This is a genomic window from Nocardioides anomalus, from assembly GCF_011046535.1.
Classification (GTDB): domain Bacteria; phylum Actinomycetota; class Actinomycetes; order Propionibacteriales; family Nocardioidaceae; genus Nocardioides; species Nocardioides anomalus.
Window position 1 is genome coordinate 4891385 of the sequence record NZ_CP049257.1, and the last position, 24896, is coordinate 4916280.

Genomic DNA, 24896 nt, shown 5'->3' on the forward strand with positions numbered 1-24896 from the left:
GGCTCCACGGTAACCGTCAACTGGTGACCGGTTGCCCGGTCGCGCGACGGGGGAGCAGCAGCAGGGCGAGCGCGGCGAGCAGGCCGGCGACCGCGCAGATCGCCCAGACCGCGAGGTAGCCGGACAGCGGCGCGTGGCCCTCGGTCGGGTCGTCGATGGAGCCGGTCGAGGCCAGGCAGATGGCGAAGACCGAGGAGGCGATCGCGCCGCCGACGGTCTTGGTCGCGTTGGTCATGCCGGTCGCGAAGCCGGTGCGGTCCGGGGGCGCGGCGGCCGCGGCGGTGGCGGGCAGCGCGGCCACGAGGGCGCCCGAGCCGACGCCGGCCACGGCCATGTTGAGCAGGGCCTGGCCGGTGGAGTCGTGCAGCGGCAGCCACAGCGCGTAGCCGAGCGCGACGAGCAGCGCGCCCAGGACCAGCGCGCCGCGCGGCCCGAGCGCGCGCGAGGTGAGTGGCAGGGTGAAGGCGCCGATGGCGAGGAAGACGACGTACACGCCGATCAGCGTCGAGACGAACGACGCGTCGGCGCCGAGCCCGTAGCCCGCGGTGTCGGGATCGGTGCGAGCGAACGTCGACAGCGGGATCTGCGCGCCGAGCACGGACATGCCGAAGAGGAACGCCGTGAGCTGGACCGGCCACTGCCCGGGCGTGGCCAGCAGGCGCACGTCGACCATCGGCTCGGACTGCGCGGCCTCGTAGCGGGCGAACGGCACCAGGGCGACCAGTCCGGCCAGCACCAGCAGCCAGGCCAGCACGGAGTCCGGGCCCTGCACGCGGATGCAGATCAGCCCGCCCATGACCAGCCCGATGGCCGCGGTGACGAGCGCGAGCCCGCCCCAGTCGTAGCCGCCGGTGGCCTGGCCCGCGTCGTCCTCGATGCCGAACCAGATGACGACGAGCACGACGGTGACCACGACCGCGGGCAGGGCCAGCAGGACGCCCATGGACGTGGCCTCGACCAGCGCACCGGAGGTGAGCGCGCCGATGATGACGGCGAGCTCGAGTGCGCCGACCAGGATCGCCGCCGCCCGTCGGGTGAGCAGCGCCTGGCGGCCGGTGCCCGCCGTGCGCCGGTGGATGATCGCGATCTCCAGGGGCAGCCACACGACGTACGCGCCCTGGACGGCCCAACCGATGAGGAACGTCGTGAAGCTCGGCGCGACGGCCAGCACCCACGACCCGACGGCCGTCACCGCCGTCGAGAGCAGCAGCACCTTCTTGTGGCCGACCAGGTCCCCGAGGCGGGCCAGCGGCGGCACGACCAGCGCCGAGACCACCAGCTGCGCGGCCTCGAACCAGTTGACGTCGGCGTCGGCGATCGAGAGGTGGTCCGCGATGTCGCTGTAGACCGGCGTGTAGTAGCCCTGCAGCACCCCGCTGGCCAGCTCGACGCAGACCAGGAACCCGACGATCGCCGCGATCCCCTGGACCGGCCTGAGCGCCTCCCGGGTGCTCACGCGGGCAGCCGCTCGAGCAGGCGCTGGTACCACCGCACCCCGTCGAGGAAGTCGGCCACCCCGATGTGCTCGTCGTAGGAGTGGATCGCCTCGCGCTGCGCCTTGGTCATCCGGAACGGCGCGAACCGGTAGACCCGCTCGCTGATCTCGGCGAAGTTGCGCGAGTCGGTGGCCGCCATCATCACGTACGGCGCAGGTACGGCGTCCGGGAAGACCTCGCTGATCGTCTCCTCCAGCAGCGCGAAGGCCTCGTCGCGGTGGCCCGCGGTGGAGTACGGCGAGACCGGGCTCGCCTCGTAGGCCTCGACCACCTCGATGTCGATCTGGTCGTCGGCGACGACCCGGCGCACGTGCTCGACCACCGAGGCCGCGGTGTCGCCGAGCATGATCCGGATGTTGACGCCCGCGGTCGCCGTGCCGGCGATGACGTTGAGGGCCGGGCTCCCCCGGAGCGTCGTGACCGCGAAGGTCGTGCGGACCATGGCCGCGCTCTCCGGGCCCAGCGCGGTGAGGGCCCGGCGGAGGGCCGGGGCCAGGCGCTCGGCGTTCCCCAGCAGCGGGCGCAGGGCCAGCGGCGCGTGGGGGGCCAGCCGGCGGAAGAGCTCCAGCGTCGGTCCCGGGAGGCTGGTGGCCATCGGGCTCCGGTCCAGCCGGACCAGGGCCCGGGCGAGGCGCACCGTGGGGCCGTTCCGCGCCGGCGTGGACGCGTGCCCGCCGCGGCCGGAGGCGGTCAGGTGCAGCGACATGATGCCCTTCTCGGTCACCCCGACGACGCCGATCGGCCTGACCACGCCCGTGAACGCGTCGTGCGCGATCGCCCCGCCCTCGTCGACCACGAACCACGGCGCCACCCCGCGCTCGCGCAGCAGCTCGACCGCCCGCACCGACGCCTCGCCGAAGACCTCCTCGTCGCAGCCGAAGCTCAGCCACACGTCCTGGGCCGGCGTGAACCCCTGCTCCAGCAGCGTCTCCACGGCCTCGCACACCGCGACCAGCGCGCCCTTGTCGTCGAGCGTGCCGCGGCCCCAGACCTGCCCGTCGACCACCGCGCCGCTGAAGGCGTCGTGCTGCCACGGCCCCTCGACCGGTACGACGTCCAGGTGGGCCATCAGCACCACCGGCCTCGCCGCGCTCGCCCCGCGCCAGTGGAACAGCAGCCCGTGCGTGTGCACGCGGGTCAGCTCCAGCCGCTCGTGCAGCAGCGGGAACTGCCGCTCGAGCTCGGCCCCGAACGCCTCGAAGGCCGCGGTGTCCACCTGGTCGGGCTCACGGTAGGAGACCGTCGGGATCCGGACCAGCGCCTGGAGCTTGGCCACCGCGCGCGGGAGGTCGGGGGCGGCGTCCGTCATGTGCGCACGCTAGCGGCTGCGCTCGCCGCAGCGGGGCCGCTACCGGGCGTCGTAGGTGTAGAAGCCGCGGCCGGTCTTGCGGCCGAGCAGGCCGGCGTCGACCATGCGCTGCAGGAGCGGCGGGGCGGCGTACAGCGGCTCCTTGAACTCCTCGTAGAGCGACTCGGCCACGGCCTTGGTGGTGTCGAGCCCGATGAGGTCGGCGAGGGCCAGCGGGCCCTGCGGGTGGGCGGCGCCCAGGACCAGGCCGCGGTCGATGTCCTCGGCCGAGGCGAAGCCGGACTCGTACATCCGGATCGCGCTCAGGATGAACGGGATCAGCAGGGCGTTGACCACGAAGCCGGCGCGGTCCTGGCAGTCGATGGCCTGCTTGCCGAGGCCGTCCTGGACCCAGGCGCGGGCGCGGGCGGTGGTGTCGTCGCTGGTGATCAGCGAGGGGACCAGCTCGACCAGCTGCAGGACCGGCACCGGGTTGAAGAAGTGCACGCCGATGACCTGGGTCGGGCGGCTGGTGACCACGCCGAGCTTCATGATCGGGATCGAGGAGGTGTTGGAGGCCAGGATCGCCTCGGGGGACTCCACGACCGCGTCCAGGCGGCGGAACAGGTCGGTCTTCATGGCCTCGTCCTCGACGATGGCCTCGACCACGACGTCGCGGTCGGCCAGGGCGTCGAGGTCGGTGAGGACCTGGATGCGGTCGAGCACGTCGCTGGCCGGACCGTCGAGCTTGCCGCGCTGCTCGGCGCGCTGCAGCGAGGTCTCCAGCCGGTGCAGCCCGGCCTTGGCGGCGTCCTCGCTCGACTCGACCACGACCACGTCGTGCCCGGTGCGCGCGCTCACCTCGGCGATGCCCGAGCCCATGAGGCCGCAGCCGACGACGCCGATGTGCTTGATCGCTCCCTCACCCATGCCGGCCAGCGTAGGACGGTCCTAGGACTCGGCGTTCCACCGGCCGCGGTGCACCAGGTCGCCCAGCGGGCGACGGGCGCGGGTGCGAGGCGAGCCGGACGGCCGCTCACCGTCGGCGCGGTGCCCGATGGTCACCACGCCGACCGGGTCGTGGTCGTCGGGGATGCCGAACTCCCGGCGTACGGCGGGCTCCCGGTCCGGCGGGATGCCGATGAAGGCGCTGCCCAGCCCGGCGTCGGTCGCGGTCTGGAGGATGAGCAGGCTGGCCATCGCGGCGTCCATGTGCCAGAACGGCACCGGCCACCGCGCCTCGTCCTGGTCGGCCCAGCCCTTGTCGTCCTGGGCGTAGCGCTCGAGGTAGGTCCGCTTGCTCGAGCACGGCACCACCACGACCGGCGCCCGCATCATCCCGGCCAGCCACGCGTCCGGGTGGTCGACGTCGTCGGCGGTGGCGGCCCAGAACCGGCGCACGTCGTCCGCGGTGTCCAGCACGAGGAAGGCCCAGCCCTGGCTGAAGCCGGCGCTCGGTGCGCGGACGGCGTTCTCGAGCGCGCGGTCGACCACCGCGGGGTCGACGGGGTCGGTGCTGTAGTCGCGCACCATCCGCCGCCTGCGGACGACGTCCTGGAACTCCATGCCGCCCAGTCTGTCGTTCTCGGATCCGAGACCGACCTCGAGGCCCGTCGGTGGCGCCGGCGGCGCCGGGTGCGTTGGATGGGGGCGTGGTCGACGACTTCGAGCGGATGTGGTCGGACCTGGCGCCGGTCGGACGGTCCGCGTCGTCGGGTGGCTACTTCCGACAGCCGTTCGCGAGTGCCGAGCGCGAGCTGGCCGCGTGGTTCGTCGAGCAGGCCGAGGCGCGCGGGCTGCGGCTGGAGTCCGACGCCACGGGCAACGTCGTGGCGTGGTGGGACGCCGGCGCCGGTGCGGGTGTGCTGACCGGCTCGCACCTGGACTCGGTCCTCGACGGCGGTGCGTACGACGGCCCGCTCGGCGTGGTCTCGGCCCTCGCCGCGGTCGACGCGCTGCGGGCGCGTGGCTTCGCGCCCCAGCGGCCGCTGGGCGTCTCGGTGTTCGTCGAGGAGGAGGGCTCGCGCTTCGGGCTGGCCTGCCTCGGCTCCCGCCTGGCCTCCGGCGCGCTCACGTGGTCGGCGGCCGCCGGGCTGCGCGACCGGGACGGCGTCGCGCTGGCCGACGTGGTCGAAGGCGGCGGCCCGGCCCTGCTCGAGGGGGTGGGCGCCTTCGTCGAGCTGCACGTCGAGCAGGGCCGCGACCTCGTGGACCGAGACGCACCCGTCGGGGTGGCCTCGGAGATCTGGCCGCACGGGCGCTACCGCTTCGACTTCGCCGGCGAGGCCAACCACGCCGGCACCACGCGGATGGCCGACCGCCGCGACCCGATGCTCACCTACGCCATGACCGCGCTGGCCGCCAACAAGCAGGCGCGGCTGGCCGACCAGCGCGCGACGTTCGGCCGGCTCGAGGTCACCCCCAACGGCACCAACGCCGTGCCCTCCCACGTGACCGCCTGGCTCGACGCCCGCTGCTCGTCCGAGGCCGCGCTGGCCTCGCTCGTGGACGCCGTCACCCGCCAGGCCGCTGAGCGCGCCGGCCGGGACGGCACGACGCTGACGGTCACGCCGGAGTCGGTGAGCGGCGCGGTGGCGTTCGGCCTCGACCTGGGGCTCGACGTCCCGGTGATCCCCACCGCCGCGGGCCACGACGCCGGCATCCTCGCGGCCGCTGGCATCCCGACCGCGATGCTCTTCGTCCGCAACCCGAGCGGCGTCTCGCACTCCCCGGCCGAGACCGCGGAGCCGGCCGACTGCCTGGCCGGGGTCGAGGCGCTGGCCGACGTGCTGGAACGGCTGGCCTCGTGACGGCGTACCTCTGCGAGCGGGCCTGGGTCGACGGCGTCGTCCACGACGACGTGCTGGTCGAGGTCGATGCCTCACACATCACTCGCGTCACGCTGGGAGTACGAAACTCACGTCCGGGGGGTCCAGTTTCGTACTCCAAGCGTGAGTTTCACCGGCCGGCCGGTGAAACTCATGCGCGGCCGGGCCTGACCATCCCGGGGCTGGTCAACGACCACAGCCACGCGTTCCACCGGGCCCTGCGGGGCCGGACCCAGCGCGGCCGCGGCACGTTCTGGACCTGGCGCGAGCAGATGTACGCCGTCGCGGGCCGCCTCGAGCCCGACACCTACCGCGCGCTGGCCACGAGGGTCTTCCGCGAGATGCTCGCGGCGGGCTACACCAGCGTGACCGAGTTCCACTACCTGCACCACCAGCAGGACGGCACGCCCTACCCGGAGCCCAACGCCATGCGCGAGGCCCTCGAGCAGGCCGCGCAGGAGGTCGGCATCCGGCTGACCCTGCTCGACACCTGCTACCTCAGCAGCGGCTTCGGGGCGCCGGTCGAGGGCGTCCAGGTCCGCTACAGCGACGGCACGGTCGAGCGCTGGGCCGAGCGCGCCGGCGCCGGACCGGCCGCGATCCACTCGGTCCGTGCGGTGCCGCGCGAGGCGCTGCCGGCCTTCCGCGGGCGGGACCCGCTGCACGTCCACCTCTCCGAGCAGCCGGCCGAGAACGAGGCCTGCCTCGCGGCGTACGGCGTGACGCCGACCCGGCTGCTGCACGAGGCCGACCTGCTGGGCCCGACCACGACCGTCGTGCACGCGACCCACCTGACCGACGACGACATCGAGCTGCTGGGCACGACCGGGACCAACGTCTGCATCACGCCCACCACCGAGCGCGACCTGGCCGACGGCATCGGCCCGGCCCGGCGTCTGGCCGAGGCGGGGTGCCGGCTCACGATCGGCAGCGACAGCCACGCGGTCGTCGACCCGTTCGAGGAGCTGCGCGGGCTGGAGATGGACGAGCGGCTGGCCACCCGCGAGCGCGGGCACTGGAGCGCGGCCGAGCTGCTCGACATCGGCGCGCGCGGCGCCCGGATCGCGGTGGGGGAGCCGGCCGACCTGGTCACCCTCGACACCCGCTCGCCGCGGACCAGCGACACGGGCGCGGACGAGCACACCGCGGTCTTCGCCGCGACCGGGGCCGACGTCACCCACGTGGTGGTCGGCGGCAGGGAGGTGGACCTCACGTGGCCGTCCTGATCAGCGGCATCGCCGAGCTCACGACCCACGACGCGGAGCGGCCGGTCCTCGCGGACGCCGCGCTCGTCGTCGACGGCGGTCACGTCGTGTGGGTCGGGGAGCGCGCAGGCGCACCCGCGGCCGACGAGGAGGTCGACGTCGCCGGCCGGGCGGTCGTCCCCGGGTTCGTGGACAGCCACAGCCACCTGGTCTTCGCCGGCGACCGGGCACCGGAGTTCGCGGCCCGGATGGCCGGCACGCCGTACGCCGCCGGCGGCATCCGCACCACCGTCGCCGCCACCCGCGCCGCCACCGACGAGCAGCTCACCGCGCACGTCGCGCGCCTGGTCCAGGAGATGCTCCGCCAGGGCACGACGACGTTCGAGACCAAGTCGGGCTACGGGCTGACCGTGCGCGACGAGGCCCGCAGCCTGGCCGTGGCCCGGCAGTTCACCGACGAGACGACGTTCCTCGGCGCGCACGTCGTGCCGGTGGAGTACGCCGACGACCCGGGCGGGTACGTCGACCTGGTCACCGGCCCGATGCTCGAGGCCGCGGCACCGCACGCGCGATGGGTGGACGCGTTCTGCGAGAGCGGCGCCTTCGACGTGGACCAGGCCCGCGCGGTCCTGCACGCCGGCGAGGGAGCCGGCCTGCAGGGGCGCCTGCACGCCAGCCAGCTCGGCCCCGGCCCGGGCGTGCTCCTGGCCGCCGAGCTCGGCCTGGCGGCGGTGGACCACTGCACCTACCTGACCGACGCGGACGTGACCGCGCTGGCGGACTCCGGGACGGTGGCCACGCTGCTGCCGGGCGTGGAGTTCTCCACCCGGCAGCCCTACCCCGACGCGCGGCGCCTGCTGGACGCCGGCGTCACGGTGGCGCTGGCCAGCGACTGCAACCCCGGATCGTCGTACACCAGCTCGGTGCCGTTCTGCGTCGCGCTGGCCGTCCGGGAGATGGGGATGACGCCCACCGAGGCCGTCCGCGCGGCCACCCTGGGCGGGGCCCGGGCGCTGCGGCGGGACGACGTCGGCCGGCTCACCGTCGGCGCCCGGGCGGACCTCGCCGTGCTCGACGCGCCCAGCGCCGTGCACCTGGCCTACCGGCCCGGCGTACCCCTCGTGACGGCCACCTGGGTGGCCGGACGCCCCGTCTGAGGTACCTCAGACGGCCCTCCTCAGCCCCCAGATGGGGCGGCTTCCCGATGTGGGGGGCTACCTCAGGCGAGCACCTTGGTCATCACCAGCCGAACCGACCGAGGAGCACACCATGTTCAACACCCCCGACACCTACCGGGCCGAGATCGAGTACCGCAGCGAGAAGATCCGTCGCGACATCGAGGGTCACCGCCGCGTCCGGTCGCCGTTCTCGCGGAAGGCCGCGCCGCGCACGCGCCAGGGCGCCTGAGCGGCGGGGCCCGAGCCTCGTGGCCGCGGAAACCGTCGAGCGGACGACCACAGAACACGCGATCATGTCCGGCGTGGCGCACACGACCTCCCGGACCTTGATCGGCCGAGACGCCGAGCTGGGAGAGATCGCCTCCCTGCTCGGCGTCCGGTCGTCCGCGTCCGGAGCGGGCGAGCGCACCCACGTCGTGCTGTCCGGGGACGCCGGCGTGGGCAAGACCCGGCTGCTGACCGAGCTGCGCGACCTGGCCGTGGCCGAGGGCTGGCGCGTGGTGGCCGGGCACTGCCTGGACTTCGGCGACAGCGCGCTGGCCTACCTGCCCTTCTCCGAGCTGCTCGGCCGGCTGGACGCCGAGCTGCCCGAGGCGGTGCGCCGGGTGGCCGACGCCCACCCGGCCCTGGCCCGGCTGCAGCCGGGACGCCGGACCATGGACGGCGCGCCCGGGCGCTCGGGCGGCGACGTGGTCGACCGTTCCGCCCTCTTCGCCGCGGTGCACGCGCTGCTCGAGGAGTGCGCCCAGGACGCCCCGCTGCTCGTCGTCGTCGAGGACTGCCACTGGGCCGACCAGTCGAGCCGGGACCTGCTCAGCTTCCTGTTCTCCCGGCCCTTCGAGGGCCCGGTGGCCCTGGTGGCGTCGTACCGCTCCGACGACCTGCACCGCCGCCACCCGCTGCGCCGCCAGGTGGCCGAGTGGTCGCGGCTGCGCGGCGTCGGACGGGTCGCGCTCGCCCCGCTCGGCGACGAGCAGGTGCGCCTGCTGGTGGCGAGCCTGTCCACCGAGGGGATCGGCGAGCGGGAGCTCAGCGCGATCGTGCGGCGCGCGGAGGGCAACGCCTTCTTCGTCGAGGAGCTGGTGGGCGCGGCCAGCCAGCCGGGCAGCTGGGTGCCCGACGACCTGGCCGACGTGCTGCTGGTGCGGCTGGACCGGCTCAGCGACGGCGCCCGCCAGGTGGTGCGCGTGGCCAGCGTGGCCGGCCGCAAGGTGGCGCACGACCTGCTCGTCGCGGCGTCCGGGCTGAGCGAGGCCGAGCTGGACGAGGGGCTGCGCCAGGCCGTGGAGATGAACCTCCTGGTCCCCGGCGACGGCGCCTACTCCTTCCGGCACGCCCTGCTCGGCGAGGCCGTGTACGACGACCTGCTGCCCGGGGAGCGGGTCCGGCTGCACGCGCAGTACGCCGAGGCGCTGCGCGCCGGCACCGGCCGCGGCACCGCCGCCGAGCTGGCCCGCCACGCCCGGCTCGCGCACGACCTCGACACCGCCCTCGACGCCAGCATCCGCGCGGGCGACGAGGCCATGGCCGTGGCCGGCGCCGACGAGGCCGCCCGCCACTACGAGCAGGCGCTGGAGCTGCTCGAGGAACCGGCCCGTCGCAGCGCCACCGACGTGGACGTGGCGGCGCTCGCCGCCAGCGCCGCCGAGGCCCTCACCAGCTCCGGTCAGCCCACCCGGGCCGCCGCGCTGCTCGGGGAGCAGCTGGCCCGGCTGCCCGAGGACGCCCCGGCCGCCGCGCGCGCACAGCTGCTCGCCGTGCGGGCGGAGACGCTGATGCTCACCGAGGCCTACGAGGAGGACGTGCCGGAGCTGGTCCGCGCGGCCGTCGCCCTCATGCCCGAGGACGCCGGCGCGCTGCGGGCCCAGGTGCTGGCCATCCAGGCGCGGGTGCTCACGGCGTACGAGCACTTCGACGAGGCCCAGGCCGTCGGTCTCGAGGCCCTGGCCATGGCCGAGCGGCTCGACCTGCACGAGCTGGCCTCCGACGTCATCACCACGATGAGCAACCTCAAGAAGGCCGGGCCCAAGGACGCGCTCCGCTCGGCGCTGGTCGAGGCCGTCGAGCGCGCCGTGGAGACCGGTGCGGTGCACGCGGAGCTGCGGGCGCGCTACTTCCTCGGGCGCTCCTTCGAGGACTGGGGTGAGTGGGCGCAGGCCGAGACGTGGTTCCGCAGCGCCATCAAGGCCGCGCGCGCCGCCGGGCTGCCCTACGCGCCGTACGGCTTCGAGTCTCGTTGGCAGCTGGCCTGGATCAAGACCGTCGACGGCGACTGGGACGAGGCGCTGCGGCTGACCGACACCACGGCCGAGCAGGCGCCGCCGATCCCGACCGCCATGCTCGAGTCCGTCGCCCTGCTCGTCGAGGTCGGCCGCGGCGCGCCCGTCGGCGACCGCGCCCGCGCGCTGCGCCGGATCTGGGAGCTCGAGGGCTCGGTGGCGATCCACTCCGCCGTGGCCGAGCTCGCCGACGCCGCCCGCGCCGACGACCCCGCCGCCGTACTCGCCGTCTACCGCGACGTCGTCGAGCTGCTCGGCCGGATCTGGCACCCGTGGTTCAGCGCCCGGATCCGCCTGGCCGCCCTCGCCGCCGGCGCCGTCGCCGACGCGCTGCCCCGCGTCCCGACCGCCGAGCGCGCGGCGTACGTCGGGGAGGTCGCGCGCCTGCACGGCGAGGGCCACACCGTGCTGCAGAAGTACACCGACCCCTCCGGCCACTGGGGACCCGAGGGCCGCGCCTGGGTCAAGCGCCTCGACGCCGAGACGCTGCGCGCCCGCTGGCTCGCCGGCGTCGACGCCCCGCCCCAGGACGCCCTGGTCGAGGCCTGGCGCGAGGCCGAGCAGCTGTACGCCGACTTCGGTCACGTCCACGAGACCGCCGCCGTGCGCACCGTGCTGGCCGGGATCCTGCGCGCCACCGGCGACACCGCCGGCGCCCGCGAGCTCGGCGACCTCGCCCGGGAGGCCGCCACCCGCCTCGGCGCCCAGCCGCTGCTGGACCGGCTCCGCGCGCAGGGCTCGGCGCCGGCCCGCGCCGCCGACGGCCCGGCCTCCGACGCGCTCACGCCGCGCGAGACCGAGATCCTGGCGCTGGTCGCCGACGGCCGCAGCAACGGCGAGATCGGCAAGCAGCTCTTCATCAGCGCCAAGACCGTGTCCGTGCACGTGAGCAACATCCTGGGCAAGCTCGGCGCCGCCGGCCGGACCGAGGCCGCCGCCATCGCGCGGCGGCGGGGGTTGCTGGACTGACCTGGGGTACCTCGGAGCCATGGCACTCATCGAGAGCAACGGCTTCGCCCACGTCCGACTGACCGTCCGCGACATCGAGCGGTCGAAGGCGTTCTACGACCAGGTCTTCGGCTGGCCCACGGCGGTCGACGCGTCCGAGAAGGCCGGGCAGCCGGGGGTCGAGCAGTCGCAGGAGGACTTCTACGGCGGCGTCGTCTACCAGACCCCGCAGGGCACCCTGTTCGGGCTGCGGCCGGTGGGGTCGGACGCCTTCGACTCCGAGCGCACCGGGCTCGACCACGTGAGCTTCGCGGTGGCCTCCCGGGGCGACCTCGAGGCCGCCGCCGAGGCGCTGTCCGGGGCCGGGATCGCGCACGGTGACGTGACCGACCTCGACGACGCCGGGATGGCCATCCTGTCCTTCCAGGACCCCGACGACATCAACGTCGAGCTGACCGCCCCGCTCGGCTGAGCCCGGGGTGTACAGGCAGGTGGCACGGGTACTTCACTGTCCTCAGACCCACCCGTCCGAACCCTTGGAGGAAGCATGGCTGACGCACCGCTCGACGACGACGACATGACGACCAGCCCGACCGAGGGCGGAGGCGGCGACGGCTCCGCCGACGGCGTCGACGCGGGACCCGGTCCCGACACGGGCCCGGCCGACTCCGGTGACGCGGACGGCTCGGACGGCGACGCTTCCGACGGCGACGCCACCGACACCGTGGACGGCGACGGCTCCGACGGCGGCGACGCCGACGGGACGGACGCGTCCTGAGCGCACTCGACCGACTGACCGGTGACGCCCAGACCTTCCGCGAGAAGGTCTGGGCGTCGCGGGTCCACCACCACCAGGTCGACCCGGACGAGCTCGCGGCGTACCTGTCGCTCGAGGACGCCGACCGGCTGCTGACGTCGACGGCGATCCGGACCCCAGAGGTCCGGCTCGTGCGGCAGGGCGAGGTCCTGCCGGAGTCGGCCTACACCCGCGGCGCCACCATCACCGGGCGCGCGCTGACCGGGCTGGTCGACGGGCGCAAGGCCGTGGAGGAGTTCCGCAACGGCGCGACGGTGGTCTTCCAGGGCCTGCACCGTTCGTTCCCGCCGCTGGTCGAGCTGATCGCCGAGCTCGAGACCGAGCTCGGGCACCCGTGCCAGGCCAACGCCTACCTGACGCCGCCGGGCTCGCAGGGCTTCGGCGTGCACTCCGACACCCACGACGTCTTCGTGCTCCAGACCGCGGGCCGCAAGCAGTGGGAGCTGCACCCGCCCGAGGGGGAGGAGCACCCGCTCCTCGAGCCGGGCCACGTCATGTACCTCCCCACCGGCACCCCGCACGCGGCCCGCGCGCAGGACACCGTCTCGCTGCACGTCACCATCGGCATCAACCAGCTCACCTGGCGCGGCCTGGTCCAGCGGGCGCTCGCGTCGCTGGCCAACGAGGTCCCCGACGACCACCTGCCGGCGGGCTACCTCGACGACCCGCAGACCCTGGCCCACCAGATCGGACGGCACCTCTCCGACATCGCCGACCGGCTCCGCGACATCGACCCGGCCCGCGAGGCCGAGCGCGAGGTGCGCCGGTTCCTCACCTCGCGCCCCCCGCGCCTGGAGGGTGCGCTGGTCGACGGGCTGGCCGTGGCCGACCTCGACGACGACACCCTGCTGAGGCGACGCCCGGGCGCACCCTGCGTGCTGGTCGACCGCGGCGAGCAGCTCGAGGTCCTCCTCGGTGACCGCACGCTCACCGTGCCGGCCCGGCTGCGCGAGGCCCTGGAGGTGGTCAGGAGCCACGACCGGCTCCGTCCGCGCGACCTGCCGCTGGACGAGCAGAGCCGGGTCGTGCTGGCCCGGCGCCTGGTCCGCGAGGGGCTGCTCAGGACCGTCCCTGAACAATGACCAGGTGACCTTCCGCTGCGCCGCCGCCAGCGAGGAGCGCACCGAGTCGATGGCCGGGACGGCCTCGCAGGTGCGGGCCTTCCTGCTGGTCGAGCACCCCGGCCCGTGGGGTGTCGACGCGCTCACCGACGCGCGGATGCCTGACGGAATCGGCCCGGAGCTGCGCGCCCGCACCAAGGCGCTGCGGATCAAGGCCGCGCTCATCCGTCGCCCGGGCGGGGCGTCCAGGCGGACCGAGGGCGTCCGCGTCTTCGCGGCGTACGCCGACCCGACCGCGCCCCGGCTCGAGACGACGGTCCTCGACGACCTGGCCCAGGTGCACGACCTCGACCTCGACGCCCTGGCCGCCGGCCGCGAGCTCGGCCTCGAGCGCCACGACGAGCCCGTCATCGCGGTCTGCACCCACGGCCGGCACGACACCTGCTGCGCCGAGCGCGGCCGCCCGGTCGCGGCCGGGCTGGCCGAGGCCTTCCCGGACGAGACCTGGGAGTCCAGCCACGTCGGCGGCGACCGGTTCGCGGCCAACGTCGTGGTCCTGCCGCACGGCCTCTACTACGGCCGCCTCCAGCCCGACACCGCCCGCGGGATGGCCCGGCTGCTGCGCGCCGGCGAGGTCGACCTCGACCACCTGCGCGGCCGCTCGGCGTACGCCACCGCGGTGCAGGCCGCGGAGATCGCCCTGCGCCGCTGGACCGACGAGCGTCGCCTGGACGGCGTCCGCTTCGTGTCCCGGGACGTCGACGAGGCCCGCACGGACGCGGTCTTCGCCATCGAGGACCGCCAGTACGCCGTCACGGTGGTCAGCACCCGCAGCGAGGCTCTGCAGCAGCTCACCTGCCGGGCCCTGCGCGAGAACCCCGTCATGCACCACGAGGTCACCGAGATCCGGGCCCTGTGACCCTCCTCCGCGCCGCGCACCCCGGCCCCGCGCTGGCGGTCACGGTGCTGGCCGCGCTGCTCGCGGCCTCCTTCGACCTCGGTCCGGGCACCGGCGTGCTGGTCGTGGCCGCCGTCCTCACCGGCCAGCTGTCCATCGGCTGGTCCAACGACCTGGTCGACCTGGCCCGCGACCGCGCGGTCGGCCGCACCGACAAGCCGCTGGTCGACGGCAGCGTCTCGCCCACCGCAGCACGGGCCGCCTGCGCGGTCGTCGTGGTGGCCACCGTGCCGCTCTCGCTGGCCTGCGGCTGGCTGGCCGGCGCCGTCCACCTGGTCTGCGTCGCCGCCGGCTGGGTCTACAACCTCGGCGCCAAGGCCACGCCCCTCTCCTGGCTGCCCTACGCCGTCGCGTTCGGAGGACTCCCCGTGTACGTCTCCCTCACCGCCGACCCCGACACCGCCCCCGCGTGGTGGCTGCCGGCGGCCGGCGCCCTGCTCGGCGTCGGTGCGCACGTGGTCAACGTGCTGCCCGACCTCGACGACGACGCGGCCACCGGCGTGCGCGGGCTCCCGCACCGGCTCGGCCGCCGCTGGAGCCCGATGGCGGCCGCGGTGGTCCTCGTGGCCGCGGCGCTGGTCATCGTGCTCGGCGCACCGGTCGACTCCGGCGCCGTCGCCACCCTCGCGCTGCTGGTCACGGCCGGGCTGGCCGCGGTCGCGCTGCTCGCGCACGGCCGGGCGCCGTTCCGCGCGGCCGTCGCGATGGCCCTGGTGGACGTGGCGATGCTGGTGTGGGCCCGGTGACCGCCTACGACCTGGCCATCGTGGGCGCCGGCCCCGCTGGCGCGACCACGGCGCTGGCCGCGCTGCACGCCGACCCGAGCCTCAGGGTCGCGCTGCTCGACCGCGCCGACTTCCCGCGCGACAAGTCCTGCGGAGACGGCATCGCCCCGCACTGCCTCACCACCCTGGCCGGCATCGGCGTCACCGGCGTCACCGACGGCTGGACCCCGCTCACCGAGCTGGAGCTGGCCCGTGGCGAGCTGTCCGTGGCCGCGACCATGGCCCGCCCGGTCCACGTCATCCCGCGCCAGGTCTTCGACGCCCGGCTGGTCGAGCGGGCCGTCGACCGCGGCGCGACGCTCGTCCGCGAGCGCGTCACCGACGTCGAGTCGCTCGACGCGCGCGTGGTCGTCGGCGCCGACGGCGCGCACTCCGTGGTCCGCCGCCACCTGGGGATGCCGCAGGGCCGCCGGGCGCTGGCCATCCGCGGCTACGCCCCGACCCCGCCGGAGCGGCGTGGCACCCAGGTCATCCGCTACGGCGAGCGCCGCCAGCCGGCGTACGCCTGGGCCTTCGACCGCGGCGACGGACTGTCCAACGTCGGGTACGGCGAGCTGCTGCCCGCCGAGGGCGAGGGCATGCCGCCCTCGCGCCAGCTGCTCCTCGACCAGCTGGAGCTGCTGCTGCCGGGCTACGAGGGCGCCGACTGGAAGGGCCACCACCTGCCGCTGTCCAGCTGGCGCTGGGACCAGCCCGACGGGCGCGTCCTCCTCGTCGGCGACGCGGCCGGGCTCATCAACCCGATGACCGGTGAGGGCATCTACTACGCCATCGCCACCGGCGTGGCCGCCGGCCAGGCCGCGGCCCGCGCGCTGCGCACCGGCGAGGACGCCGGAGTCCTGCACCGCGGCGCGGTGCGGGCCCGGTTGGGCACCCACCTCAAGCACACCTTCGTCGCCTCCCGGCTGGCGGAGTACCCGGTGATCGTCGACGGCGGCATCCGTGTGGCCCGCCGCGACCGAAGAGTCTTCGACGAGCTGGTCGAGCTGGGTCTCGGCGACGGCCGGATCAGCGGTCGGCTCGTCACCGGACTGGTTACCGGGTTGGGACGCAAGGGTGCGACCCAGCTCCGCTCGAGGCTCAGGAAGGCCTGACATGCAGCTGCTCACCGTCCGCGGAGCGCTCCCGGCGCACCGGCACCCGCAGGCCGAGATCACCGACGCCTTCGCCCGCGTCATCGCCCAGGGCGGCGGCCTCGACGATCGGTTGCTGCGCCGCTTCCACGGCAACGCCGGGGTGGAGTTCCGCCACACCGTGCTGCCGCTCGAGGAGTACGGCGAGCTGGACGGCTTCACCGCCGCCAACGACCACTTCCTCGAGCACGCCGTCGAGCTCGGCTCGCGCGCCCTCCAGGACGCGCTCAAGGCCGCCGACCTGGTCCCCGACGACGTGGACCTCATCATCTCCGCGACCGTCACCGGGCTCGCCGTACCGTCCCTGGACGCCCGGATCGCGGCCCGCGTGGGGCTGCGCCCCGACGTGAAGCGCGTGCCGCTCGTCGGCCTGGGCTGCGTGGCCGGCGCCGCCGGTGTCGCCCGGCTGCACGACTACCTGGTCGGCCACCCCGACGACGTGGCCGTCCTGGTCGCCGTCGAGCTGTGCTCGCTCACCGTGCAGCGCGACGACGTCTCGGTGCCCAACCTGGTCGCGTCCGGGCTCTTCGGCGACGGCGCCTCGTGCGTGGTGGCGGCCGGTGCGGACCGGCACGCGGACTCGTCGCCGGCCCGCGTGCTGGCCACCCGCAGCCGGCTCTACCCCGACTCCGAGCGCGTCATGGGCTTCGACGTCGGCACCACCGGGCTGCGCATCGTGCTCGACGCCGAGGTGCCGACGGTCATCGGCCGCTACGTCCGCGAGGACGTCGACGGCTTCCTGGCCGACCACGGGCTGACCCAGGACGACATCGGCTGGTGGGTCTGCCACCCGGGCGGCCCCAAGGTCATCGACGCGCTGCGCGACACCCTCGGCCTCAGCGACCACGACGTCGCGCTCACCCGGCACTCGCTGGCCCAGATCGGCAACCTGTCCTCGGCCTCGGTGCTGCACGTCCTCGAGGACACCCTGCGCGAGCGCCCGCCCGCCCCGGGCAGCCACGGCATGCTCATGGCCATGGGTCCGGGCTTCTGCTCCGAGCTGGTCCTGCTGCGGGCGGCCGCATGACCTCGTTGACCGCGTTCACCGTCGTCGTCGTCCTGGTCGGGCTGGAGCGGCTGGTCGAGCTCGTCGTGTCCAAGCGGAACGCCGCGTGGTCGATGGCCCGCGGCGGTGTGGAGTCCGGCTTCTCGCACTACCCGGTCATGGTCGTGCTGCACACCGGGCTGCTGGTGGGCGCGCTGGTCGAGGCCTACGTGCGTCGTCCGGACGTGCCGGGGGCGCTGGCCTGGTCCATGGTCGTCGTCGTGGTGCTCACCCAGGCCCTGCGCTGGTGGTGCATCCGGACCCTGGGCCCGCAGTGGAACACCCGCGTCATCGTCGTGCCCGGACTCGCCCCCGTGCGCCGCGGTCCCTACGCGCTGATGCCGCACCCCAACTACGTCGCCGTGGTCGTCGAGGGCGTCGCGCTGCCCCTGGTGCACGCGGGCTGGATCACCGCGTTGGTCTTCACCGTCCTCAACGCCGTCCTCCTCACCGTCCGGATCCGGGTGGAGAACCAGGCGCTCGCCTCGCTGGAGCCCGCCCGTGCGTGACCTCGTCGTCGCCGGCGGCGGACCCGTCGGCCTGGCCACCGCGCTGCACGCCGCCCGCGCCGGCCTGGACGTGCTGGTCCGCGAGCCGCGCCCGGGCCCGGTCGACAAGGCCTGCGGCGAGGGCCTGATGCCCGGCGCGATCGCCGACCTGGCCGCGCTCGGCATCGACCCGCCCGGCCACCCGCTGGAGGGCATCCGCTACCTCGGTGGCGGCCGCAGCGCCGACGCCCCGTTCCGGCACGGATCCGGTCGCGGCGTGCGCCGGACCACCCTGCACCGCGCCATGAGCGACGCCGTCGCGGCGGCCGGCATCACCGTGAGCCAGCTCCCGGTCGGCGAGGTCGAGAACCACGACGACCACGTGCTGGTCGACGGCGAGCCGGCCCGCTACCTCGTCGCCGCCGACGGCCTGCACTCGCCGGTGCGCCGGATGGTGGGCGCGGACCGCCCGGTCGAGGGCAACCGGCGCCACGGCCTGCGCGTGCACGTCGAGATGGCGCCCTGGACGCCGTACGTCGAGGTGCACTGGGCGCGTGGCTCCGAGGCCTACGTGACCCCGGTGGCCGACGACCTGGTCGGCGTCGCCGTGCTCACCGAGCGGCAGGGCCAGATCCACGACCTGCTGGCCGAGCACCCGCTGCTGCGTGAGCGGCTCGGCCGCCGTCCGCTCTCGCGCACCCGCGGCGCCGGCCCGCTGCGCCAGCGCTCGAGCCGGCGCGTGGTCGGGCGGGTGCTGCTGGTCGGCGACGCGGCCGGCTACGTCGACGCGCTCACCGGCGAGGGCATCGCCCTCGGCCTGGCCCAGGCCCGCGCGGTGGTCGAGGCGCTGGCCGCCGACCGCCCGGAGCGCTACGAGGCGGCGTACCGCAAGCTCGGCCGCCGCCACGAGCTGCTCACCCACGCGCTGCTGCGCGGCTCCCGCCACCCCGCCGTACGCCGCCAGATCGTCCCGATGGCCGCCCGGATGCCGCGCGTCTTCGCCGGTGTCGTCGACCAGCTCGCGAGGCCCGCATGAGCACTGCCCACGCCACCCCGCCCACCGCCGGCTCGACCGAGGAGGTGGTCCTCCTCGCCGAGGACGGCACCGCCATCGGCACCGCCGCCAAGGCCGAGGTGCACACCGCCGACACCCCGCTGCACCTGGCCTTCTCCTGCTACGTCTTCGACGAGGCCGGCCGGCTGCTGCTCACCCAGCGGGCCGTCGACAAGCCCACGTGGGGCGGGGTGTGGACCAACTCCTGCTGCGGCCACCCCGCGCCCGGCGAGGACATCACCGACACCGTGCACCGCCGGGTCCAGCAGGAGCTCGGGCTGACGCTGCACGACGTGACGCTGGTGCTGCCCGGCTTCCGCTACCGCGCGGTGATGGACAACGGCACGGTCGAGAACGAGCTCTGCCCGGTCTTCGTGGCCACCACGCCCGACGCGGTCGCGCCCGACCCCGACGAGGTCGAGGACGTCGCCTGGGTCGATTGGCCGGCGTTCCGCGACGAGGTGCTGGCCGGCACCCGCGACGTCAGCCCCTGGTGCGTCCAGCAGGTCGAGGCGCTGCCCGCCGACCCGCGCTCGGCCCCGGCCGCCGACCCCGCCCTCCTGCCGCCGGCGGCCCGCCCGCCAGGATGAGCCGGTGGAGCCGGGGACCTATCTCGCCATCGCGCTGGCGGTGTTCCTCGGCTCCGCTGCCCAGTCGCTGGTCGGGCTCGGCATCGGGCTGTTCTCCGCCCCGGTGATGACGCTGCTCGAGCCGTGGACCATGCCCGGCTCGCTCATCATGCTGGCCCTGGTCCTGCCCGCGGTCACCCTCGTGCGCGACCACGACGAGATCGACTGGCCGGGGCTGAACTGGTCGCTGCCCTCCCGGCTGGTCGGCACCGGCCTGGGTGTCTGGGTGGTCGCGGCCTTCAGCCACCGCCAGCTCGGCGTCGTGGTCGGGCTCGTCGTGCTGCTCATGGTCCTCCTCACCTGGCGTGTGGTGGAGGTCCCGGTCAACCGCGGCACCCTGAGCGCGGCCGGCTTCGTCGGCGGCGTCACCGGGACCGCGACGTCGATCGGCGGCCCGCCGTTCGCGCTGCTCTACCAGCACCGCTCGGCCCAGCAGATCCGCACGACCATGGCGGTGTACTTCCTCATCGGCGCCGGTCTCAGCCTGGCCGGCCTGCTGGTCACCGGCGACCTCACCGGCGCCCAGCTCCGGGCCGCCCTCGAGCTGGCCCCGGCCATGCTGCTCGGCGCCCTCGCCGGGGCGGTCAGCCGCCGGTGGCTCCCGGCGTCGCTGGTCCGCCCGAGCCTCCTGGTGGTGAGCGGCGCCTCCGCGCTGGTGCTGCTGGTGCGCTCCCTGCTCGGCTGAGCGATGAGTGGGCCCGGCTGCGGCAGTCTGTCCGGCATGCCCCAGGTCACCGCACACGTCTCGATCTCCCTCGACGGCTTCATCGCCGGCCCCGACCAGAGCCAGGAGCACCCCCTCGGCCGCCGCGGCCACGAGCTGCACTTCTGGCACATGCCCGGCGGCTCGGACCACGAGGTCGACCGCGCCATGGCCGAGCGGATCATGGCGCCGCGGGGCGCCTACGTGATGGGCCGCAACATGTACGGCCCGGTCCGCGGGCCGTGGGAGTCGTGGGGCGACGGGGAGATGTGGCAGGGCTGGTGGGGCGAGGAGCCGCCGTACCACGCGCCGGTGTTCGTGCTCACCCACCACCCGCACGACCCGGTGGAGCTCCGAGGCACGACGTTCCACTTCGTGCCGAGCTTCGAGGAGGCCATGGAGCGCGCGCTCGAGGCCGCCGGCGACGAGACCGTCACCATCGCCGGCGGCGCCAGCGCCGTGCGGCAGGGGCTCGCGGCCGGCGTGGTCGACCAGATCATGCTCAACCACGCGCCCGTCGTGCTCGGCAGCGGCGAGTCCGTCTTCACCGGCCTGCCGGACCTGCAGCTCCGGCCCGTGGAGGTCCACGCCTCGCCGTACGCCACGCACGTGGTCTACGACGTCGTGCGCTAGGAGAACGCGCGCGCCACGTGTCCCAACAGGTCGGGGTAGCGCTGCAGGTGCGCCCCGCCGTTGAGGTCGAGCACCTCGCCGGTCAGCCACGCGGCGCGGGCGCAGAACAGCACCGCCTCGGCGACCTCCTCCGCTGTCCCGGCGCGCCCGAGCGGGGTGTTGGCCAGGTAGTCGGCCTCGATCCCGTCGATCTCCAACGCCGGAGCGGTCAGCGGGGTCGCCACCAGTCCGGGGGAGACGGCGTTGACCCGGATCCCACGCGGGGCGAGCTCGAGGGCGGCGACCTCGGTGAGCATGGCGAGCCCGGCCTTGGCCGAGCAGTACGCCGCCAGCCCGCCACCCGGCTGCCGCGCGTTGAGCGAGGTCAGCGACGTCACCGAGCCGCCGGCACCCAGCACCCGGCCGGCGTGCTTAAGGACCAGGAACGCCCCGGTCAGACACACGTCGAGCACCCGGCGCCACTCGGCCAGGTCGTGGTCCACCACCGCGGCCAGCGTCGAGGTGCCGGCGCTGTTGACGACGGCGTCGACGCGGCCATGCCGGGCCACCACCTCGTCGAACAGCGCGGCCACCTGGTCCTCGGCCGTCACGTCGCACACCGCGTCGGCACCGGCCCCGAGGTCGGCCACCACCACCGTGTCGCCCGCCGCCCGGAAGGCGGCCGCGCACGCGGCTCCGATCCCTGACGCCCCGCCCACCACCACCGCGACCTGACCCGCCGACTCCGCCACGCGCCGAGCCTGCTGACCCGGTTGACGCGCGTCAAGGGGCGTGCCGGTTCGGCGTCGGACCGTCCCGGGCGTCATGATGTCCGGCGATGAAGAAGCTGCTCGTCGCGGGGCCGCTGGCCCTGCTCGCCCTCCTGGGTGCGGTGGCCCCGGCCTCGTCGGCCGGCGGCGCCGCGCCGGACACCGCGCCGCACCGCGCCGCCCGGCCCGCGCTCTCGGGCACGTTCATGATCGGCGACTCCACGACGTACCGGATCGCGCCGATGCTCAGCGAGCGCAAGCCCGACTGGGTGCTGGACTACCGCCGCGGCCGCTCGATCCGCACGCTGCCGTCGCACATCGACGCCTACCTGCGCCAGCACGACGACCCGCCGCAGAACTTCATCATGGCCCTGGGCACGAACCGCTGCCACGACCCCGAGTGGAGCGAGGCGCGGCTGCGCCGGGCCATCGCCAAGCTGCCGAAGCAGACCAACGTGTTCTTGATGATGGTGGTGCGCGCCGGGCAGTTCCAGGCCGACAAGGACGCGGTGCTCCAGGAGTACAACCGCTACTCGCGCGACCTGGCCCACGACCGCCCGCACACCTACGTCATCGACTGGCGCGGGACGGTGCTGGCCGACCCGACGCTCGACCCGGTCACCGGCCTGTCCTCGCTGCTCGAGGACGGCACCCACGAGACCGGCGGGCCGTACGGCGACCGCCGCGGTCCCGGCGTGCAGACCTACGTCAAGCTCGTGCTCCAGGCCTGGAAGAAGGTCAACCGGGGCGCCTGACCCACTCTTGACGCGTGTCAACTGACGCCCCTACGGTCGCGGGGTGCCTCTGCGGCGACCTTCCACGGCGGTGATCGGCGCCGGCATCAGCGGGCTGACGGCCGGCAAGATGCTCGGCGACTACGGCGTGCCCTACGCGTGCCTCGAGACCTCGGACCGGATCGGCGGCAACTGGGCCTTCGGCAACCCCAACGGCCACTCCTCGGCGTACCGCTCGCTGCACATCGACACCTCCAAGCACCGGCTGTCCTTCAAGGACTTCCCGATGCCCGACGACTACCCGGACTTCCCGCACCACACCCAGATCAAGGCCTACCTCGACGCCTACGCCGACGCGTTCGGCCTGCTGGAGCGCATCGAGTTCGAGAACGGCGTGGTGCACGCCGCGCACCAGCCCGGCGGCGGCTGGGCCCTGGAGCTCCAGGACGGCTCGACGCGCGAGGTCGAGCTGCTGGTCGTGGCCAACGGCCACCACTGGGACCCGCGCACGCCGGACTTCGCCGGCGAGTTCACCGGCGAGAGCCTGCACTCCCACCACTACGTCGACCCGAGCCAGCCGCTCGACCTGCGCGGCAAGCGGATCCTGGTGGTCGGCCTGGGCAACAGCGCCGCCGACATCGCCGTCGAGCTCTCCGGCCGGGCCATGCAGAACCAGGTCACGCTCTCCACCCGGTCGAGCGCGTGGATCGTGCCGAAGTACATGTACGGCCTGCCCGCGGACAAGTACTTCGCCACCTCGCCGCACGTCCCGCTCGCCTGGCAGCGCAAGCTGATCCAGAAGATGCAGTTCATGACCGGCTCGAACCCGGAGCTCTACGGCCTGCCCAAGCCCAACCACCTGTTCTTCGAGGCCCACCCGACCCAGTCGGTCGAGCTGCCGCTGCGGCTCGGCTCGGGCGACGTGGTGCCCAAGCCGGACGTCGCGCGCCTGGACGGCGAGCGCGTGCACTTCGTGGACGGCACGTCCTCGGACTTCGACGTGATCGTCTACGCGACCGGCTACAACATCACCTTCCCGTTCTTCGACGAGGGCTTCCTCAGCGCGCCGGGCAACGTGATCCACCTGTTCAAGCGGATGTTCAAGCCCGGGCTGGACGACGTGGTCTTCATGGGGTTCGCGCAGGCCGTGCCCACGCTGTTCCCGTTCGTCGAGGCGCAGGCGCGGCTGCTCGCGGCGTACGCCGTCGGCGCCTACGCGCTGCCCGACCCCGCCGAGATGGAGCGGGTCATCGCCGCCGACGAGCAGCTCTACCTCGGCCACGTCACCGACCGGCCGCGGCACACCCAGCAGGTCGACTACTTCGTCTACGAGCACGACCTGCGCACCCGGGAGCTGCCGGCCGGTCGTGCGCGCGCCGGGGCCACCGCGTGAGCGAGCCCCGCGGCGACCGGCGTCGCACGGCGCTCCTGGAGTCGCTCGACCACCACCTGCGCGAGAGCTCGCTGGACTCGGTGAACATCGCCGACATCTCCCGACGCGCCGGGGTGACGCGCTCGGCGTTCTACTTCTACTTCGAGAACAAGGCCGCCGCCGTCGCCGCCCTGATGGCCGAGATGTACGACGAGTCGGCCGTGGCCGCGACCGCGCTGGACGGCGACGGCACGCCCGCGGAGAACATCGAGGCGATGGTGCGCGCGCTGTTCTCGACCTGGGACAAGCACGAGCACCTGTTCCGGGCCTCGCTCGACGCGCGGGCGACCAGTGCGACGGTCCGTGAGCTGTGGGACGCCGACCGGGAGTCGTTCGTGCCCGTGGTCGCGGCGTTCATCGAGGCCCAGCGGCCCGGCGTCGCGGACGCCACCGCGCTGGCCTCGGTGCTGCTCGAGCTCAACGACCGGATGCTCGAGCGGCTCGCCCTCGGTGGCCCGCTCGACCGGGAGCGGCTGGTCGGGGCCGTGGTGACGATCTGGCTGCGCACGATCCACGGAGAGGTCCGCGCGTGAGGATCCCGGTCGGCGGCGTCGAGCTGGACGCCTTCCACGTGCCCGGTCGCGGCGGCGCCCTCGACGGCCCGGCCGGACGGCCGGTCGTGGTGATGGCGCACGGGCTGGGCGGCACCAAGGACTCCGGCCTCGAGCCGTTCGCCGAGGCGCTGGCCGACGGCGGCCTGGACGTGCTGGCCTTCGACTACCGCGGCTTCGGGTCCTCCGGGGGCGAGCCCCGCCAGCGGGTGGACCTGGCCGGGCAGGTCGAGGACTACCGCGCGGCCCTGGCCGCGGCGGCCTCGCTGCCCGGTGTCGACCCGTCCCGGCGGGTGCTGTGGGGCGTCTCGCTGGCAGGCGGCCACGTGCTGACCGCTGCGTCCGGCCGTGACGACGTCGCGGCGGTGGTCGCCCTGACCCCGCTGGTGGACGGGTTGGCCGCGGGCCGGCTCGCGGCCCGGCACCACCCGCCGTCCGCGCTGCTGCGCTCCACCGCCGCCGGTGTGCGCAGCCGGGTCGGGCGGCCGGTCATGATGCCGGTCGTCGCGCGTCCCGGCGAGCTCGGCGCCCTCACGTTGCCGGGCCAGCTCGAGGCGTACACCGCCCTGGCCGGGCCGACCTGGAGCAACGAGGTCGACGCGCGCATCGGGCTGGAGCTCGGCCGGCACCGGCCGGTCCGGCACGCGGCCGGCGTCCGCGCGCCGCTGCTGGTGCAGATCGCCGACTTCGACCGCTCCGCGCCGCCGCACGCCGCGGCCAAGGCGGCCGAGAGGGGCCGGGCCGAGGTTCGGCACTACCCGTGCGACCACTTCGACGTCTGGCCCGGCCGCGACTGGTTCGGCCCTGTGGTCGAGCACCAGCTGCACTTCCTGCGTCGGCACCTGACGACCTCCGACCGCGGTCGGATGCCCGCGGACACCGCGTCTCAGTAACCTCGACGG

Annotated in this window: 26 protein-coding genes; 21 read left to right on the forward strand and 5 right to left on the reverse strand. The window is 74.7% G+C overall.

Going from position 1 to position 24896, the window contains the following annotated elements; translation table 11 throughout:
- Positions 1–16: 16 nt before the first annotated feature.
- Genes G5V58_RS24345 through G5V58_RS24360 form a run of 4 tightly spaced genes read right to left on the reverse strand, consistent with a single transcriptional unit; the run spans position 17 to position 4350 of the window.
- Positions 17–1456 carry an MFS transporter gene (locus tag G5V58_RS24345; protein WP_230486929.1) on the reverse strand — a complete coding sequence of 480 codons (1440 nt, stop codon included), beginning with the start codon at positions 1454–1456 and terminating at the stop codon, positions 17–19.
- Entirely contained in the window at positions 1453–2805 is a 1353-nt protein-coding gene (locus G5V58_RS24350; protein ID WP_165238060.1) for a M20/M25/M40 family metallo-hydrolase, read from the reverse strand. The genes G5V58_RS24345 and G5V58_RS24350 overlap by 4 nt, the downstream gene beginning before the upstream one ends.
- A gap of 39 nt (positions 2806–2844) precedes the next feature.
- Positions 2845–3714: a 3-hydroxybutyryl-CoA dehydrogenase gene (locus G5V58_RS24355; protein ID WP_165238062.1), complete on the reverse strand. Its 870-nt coding sequence runs from the start codon at positions 3712–3714 to the stop codon at positions 2845–2847.
- Positions 3715–3735: 21 nt separating this feature from the next.
- Complete coding sequence (locus G5V58_RS24360; protein ID WP_165238064.1) at positions 3736–4350, reverse strand: nitroreductase family protein; 615 nt, start codon at positions 4348–4350, stop codon at positions 3736–3738.
- An 86-nt stretch (positions 4351–4436) separates the two neighbouring features.
- On the opposite strand from G5V58_RS24360, the gene G5V58_RS24365 reads away from it, so the two are divergent.
- The 17 genes from G5V58_RS24365 to G5V58_RS24445 all read left to right on the forward strand — a co-directional run bounded on the left by G5V58_RS24365 (position 4437) and on the right by G5V58_RS24445 (position 20528).
- The gene (locus tag G5V58_RS24365; RefSeq protein ID WP_230486930.1) at positions 4437–5594 is read left to right on the forward strand and encodes an allantoate amidohydrolase; all 1158 of its coding nucleotides are present in this window, start codon (positions 4437–4439) and stop codon (positions 5592–5594) included.
- Positions 5591–6838, forward strand: a complete 1248-nt coding sequence (locus tag G5V58_RS24370; RefSeq protein ID WP_165238066.1) for a formimidoylglutamate deiminase — start codon at positions 5591–5593, stop codon at positions 6836–6838. The genes G5V58_RS24365 and G5V58_RS24370 overlap by 4 nt, the downstream gene beginning before the upstream one ends.
- On the forward strand, positions 6826–7974 hold the full coding sequence (hutI, locus tag G5V58_RS24375; RefSeq protein ID WP_165238068.1) for an imidazolonepropionase: 1149 nt from the start codon (positions 6826–6828) through the stop codon (positions 7972–7974). Before G5V58_RS24370 ends, hutI begins: the two co-directional genes overlap by 13 nt.
- A 112-nt stretch (positions 7975–8086) precedes the next feature.
- Entirely contained in the window at positions 8087–8224 is a 138-nt protein-coding gene (locus G5V58_RS24380; RefSeq protein ID WP_165238070.1) for a hypothetical protein, read from the forward strand.
- 73 nt (positions 8225–8297) lie between these two features.
- Positions 8298–11243, forward strand: a complete 2946-nt coding sequence (locus tag G5V58_RS26620; protein ID WP_165238072.1) for a helix-turn-helix transcriptional regulator — start codon at positions 8298–8300, stop codon at positions 11241–11243.
- Between the two features lie 19 nt (positions 11244–11262).
- Positions 11263–11694: a VOC family protein gene (locus G5V58_RS24390; RefSeq protein WP_165238074.1), complete on the forward strand. Its 432-nt coding sequence runs from the start codon at positions 11263–11265 to the stop codon at positions 11692–11694.
- Positions 11695–11769: 75 nt separating this feature from the next.
- The gene (locus tag G5V58_RS24395) at positions 11770–12000 is read left to right on the forward strand and encodes a hypothetical protein (protein WP_165238076.1); all 231 of its coding nucleotides are present in this window, start codon (positions 11770–11772) and stop codon (positions 11998–12000) included.
- Positions 12001–12170: 170 nt separating this feature from the next.
- Entirely contained in the window at positions 12171–13121 is a 951-nt protein-coding gene (locus G5V58_RS24400; RefSeq protein ID WP_329957546.1) for a JmjC domain-containing protein, read from the forward strand.
- A 4-nt stretch (positions 13122–13125) separates the two neighbouring features.
- Positions 13126–14019 (forward strand): sucrase ferredoxin, encoded by an 894-nt coding sequence (locus G5V58_RS24405; protein ID WP_165238078.1) that lies wholly within the window; start codon positions 13126–13128, stop codon positions 14017–14019.
- Positions 14016–14804 carry a UbiA family prenyltransferase gene (locus G5V58_RS24410; protein WP_165238080.1) on the forward strand — a complete coding sequence of 263 codons (789 nt, stop codon included), beginning with the start codon at positions 14016–14018 and terminating at the stop codon, positions 14802–14804. The genes G5V58_RS24405 and G5V58_RS24410 overlap by 4 nt, the downstream gene beginning before the upstream one ends.
- A complete protein-coding gene (locus tag G5V58_RS24415; protein WP_230486931.1) occupies positions 14801–15937 on the forward strand; it encodes a geranylgeranyl reductase family protein in 1137 nt (378 codons plus the stop codon). Before G5V58_RS24410 ends, G5V58_RS24415 begins: the two co-directional genes overlap by 4 nt.
- Position 15938: 1 nt before the next feature.
- Positions 15939–17003 (forward strand): type III polyketide synthase, encoded by a 1065-nt coding sequence (locus G5V58_RS24420; RefSeq protein WP_165238085.1) that lies wholly within the window; start codon positions 15939–15941, stop codon positions 17001–17003.
- Positions 17000–17530: an isoprenylcysteine carboxyl methyltransferase family protein gene (locus G5V58_RS24425; RefSeq protein WP_196240537.1), complete on the forward strand. Its 531-nt coding sequence runs from the start codon at positions 17000–17002 to the stop codon at positions 17528–17530. The genes G5V58_RS24420 and G5V58_RS24425 overlap by 4 nt, the downstream gene beginning before the upstream one ends.
- Positions 17523–18545 (forward strand): NAD(P)/FAD-dependent oxidoreductase, encoded by a 1023-nt coding sequence (locus tag G5V58_RS24430; RefSeq protein ID WP_165238087.1) that lies wholly within the window; start codon positions 17523–17525, stop codon positions 18543–18545. Before G5V58_RS24425 ends, G5V58_RS24430 begins: the two co-directional genes overlap by 8 nt.
- Positions 18542–19153, forward strand: a complete 612-nt coding sequence (gene idi / locus G5V58_RS24435; RefSeq protein ID WP_165238089.1) for an isopentenyl-diphosphate Delta-isomerase — start codon at positions 18542–18544, stop codon at positions 19151–19153. The genes G5V58_RS24430 and idi overlap by 4 nt, the downstream gene beginning before the upstream one ends.
- 4 nt (positions 19154–19157) lie before the next feature.
- Entirely contained in the window at positions 19158–19877 is a 720-nt protein-coding gene (locus tag G5V58_RS24440) for a sulfite exporter TauE/SafE family protein (RefSeq protein WP_165238091.1), read from the forward strand.
- A gap of 36 nt (positions 19878–19913) precedes the next feature.
- Positions 19914–20528, forward strand: a complete 615-nt coding sequence (locus G5V58_RS24445) for a dihydrofolate reductase family protein (RefSeq protein WP_165238093.1) — start codon at positions 19914–19916, stop codon at positions 20526–20528.
- Here G5V58_RS24445 and G5V58_RS24450 read toward each other — a convergent pair.
- Complete coding sequence (locus G5V58_RS24450; protein ID WP_230486932.1) at positions 20525–21259, reverse strand: SDR family NAD(P)-dependent oxidoreductase; 735 nt, start codon at positions 21257–21259, stop codon at positions 20525–20527. The two genes, G5V58_RS24445 and G5V58_RS24450, sit on opposite strands and share 4 nt — an antisense overlap.
- An 86-nt stretch (positions 21260–21345) precedes the next feature.
- On the opposite strand from G5V58_RS24450, the gene G5V58_RS24455 reads away from it, so the two are divergent.
- From G5V58_RS24455 to G5V58_RS24470, 4 genes are read left to right on the forward strand one after another with little or no spacing between them, the layout of a single operon-like run.
- Positions 21346–22032: an SGNH/GDSL hydrolase family protein gene (locus G5V58_RS24455; RefSeq protein ID WP_165238097.1), complete on the forward strand. Its 687-nt coding sequence runs from the start codon at positions 21346–21348 to the stop codon at positions 22030–22032.
- Between the two features lie 43 nt (positions 22033–22075).
- A complete protein-coding gene (locus tag G5V58_RS24460) occupies positions 22076–23404 on the forward strand; it encodes a flavin-containing monooxygenase (RefSeq protein WP_230486933.1) in 1329 nt (442 codons plus the stop codon).
- A complete protein-coding gene (locus tag G5V58_RS24465; protein ID WP_165238099.1) occupies positions 23401–23976 on the forward strand; it encodes a TetR/AcrR family transcriptional regulator in 576 nt (191 codons plus the stop codon). The genes G5V58_RS24460 and G5V58_RS24465 overlap by 4 nt, the downstream gene beginning before the upstream one ends.
- Positions 23973–24887 (forward strand): alpha/beta hydrolase, encoded by a 915-nt coding sequence (locus G5V58_RS24470; RefSeq protein ID WP_230486934.1) that lies wholly within the window; start codon positions 23973–23975, stop codon positions 24885–24887. Before G5V58_RS24465 ends, G5V58_RS24470 begins: the two co-directional genes overlap by 4 nt.
- Positions 24888–24896: the final 9 nt, after the last annotated feature.

What these genes read in the sequence shown, in the direction of transcription:
- G5V58_RS24350 (WP_165238060.1), bottom strand. Translation starts at nt 2,805, where the DNA reads ATGACGGACGCCGCCCCCGACCTCCCGCGCGCGGTGGCCAAGCTCCAG.
- G5V58_RS24355 (WP_165238062.1), bottom strand. Translation starts at nt 3,714, where the DNA reads ATGGGTGAGGGAGCGATCAAGCACATCGGCGTCGTCGGCTGCGGCCTC.
- G5V58_RS24360 (WP_165238064.1), bottom strand. Translation starts at nt 4,350, where the DNA reads ATGGAGTTCCAGGACGTCGTCCGCAGGCGGCGGATGGTGCGCGACTAC.
- G5V58_RS24380 (WP_165238070.1), top strand. Translation starts at nt 8,087, where the DNA reads ATGTTCAACACCCCCGACACCTACCGGGCCGAGATCGAGTACCGCAGC.
- G5V58_RS24390 (WP_165238074.1), top strand. Translation starts at nt 11,263, where the DNA reads ATGGCACTCATCGAGAGCAACGGCTTCGCCCACGTCCGACTGACCGTC.
- G5V58_RS24395 (WP_165238076.1), top strand. Translation starts at nt 11,770, where the DNA reads ATGGCTGACGCACCGCTCGACGACGACGACATGACGACCAGCCCGACC.
- G5V58_RS24420 (WP_165238085.1), top strand. Translation starts at nt 15,939, where the DNA reads ATGCAGCTGCTCACCGTCCGCGGAGCGCTCCCGGCGCACCGGCACCCG.
- G5V58_RS24425 (WP_196240537.1), top strand. Translation starts at nt 17,000, where the DNA reads ATGACCTCGTTGACCGCGTTCACCGTCGTCGTCGTCCTGGTCGGGCTG.
- idi (WP_165238089.1), top strand. Translation starts at nt 18,542, where the DNA reads ATGAGCACTGCCCACGCCACCCCGCCCACCGCCGGCTCGACCGAGGAG.
- G5V58_RS24445 (WP_165238093.1), top strand. Translation starts at nt 19,914, where the DNA reads ATGCCCCAGGTCACCGCACACGTCTCGATCTCCCTCGACGGCTTCATC.
- G5V58_RS24455 (WP_165238097.1), top strand. Translation starts at nt 21,346, where the DNA reads ATGAAGAAGCTGCTCGTCGCGGGGCCGCTGGCCCTGCTCGCCCTCCTG.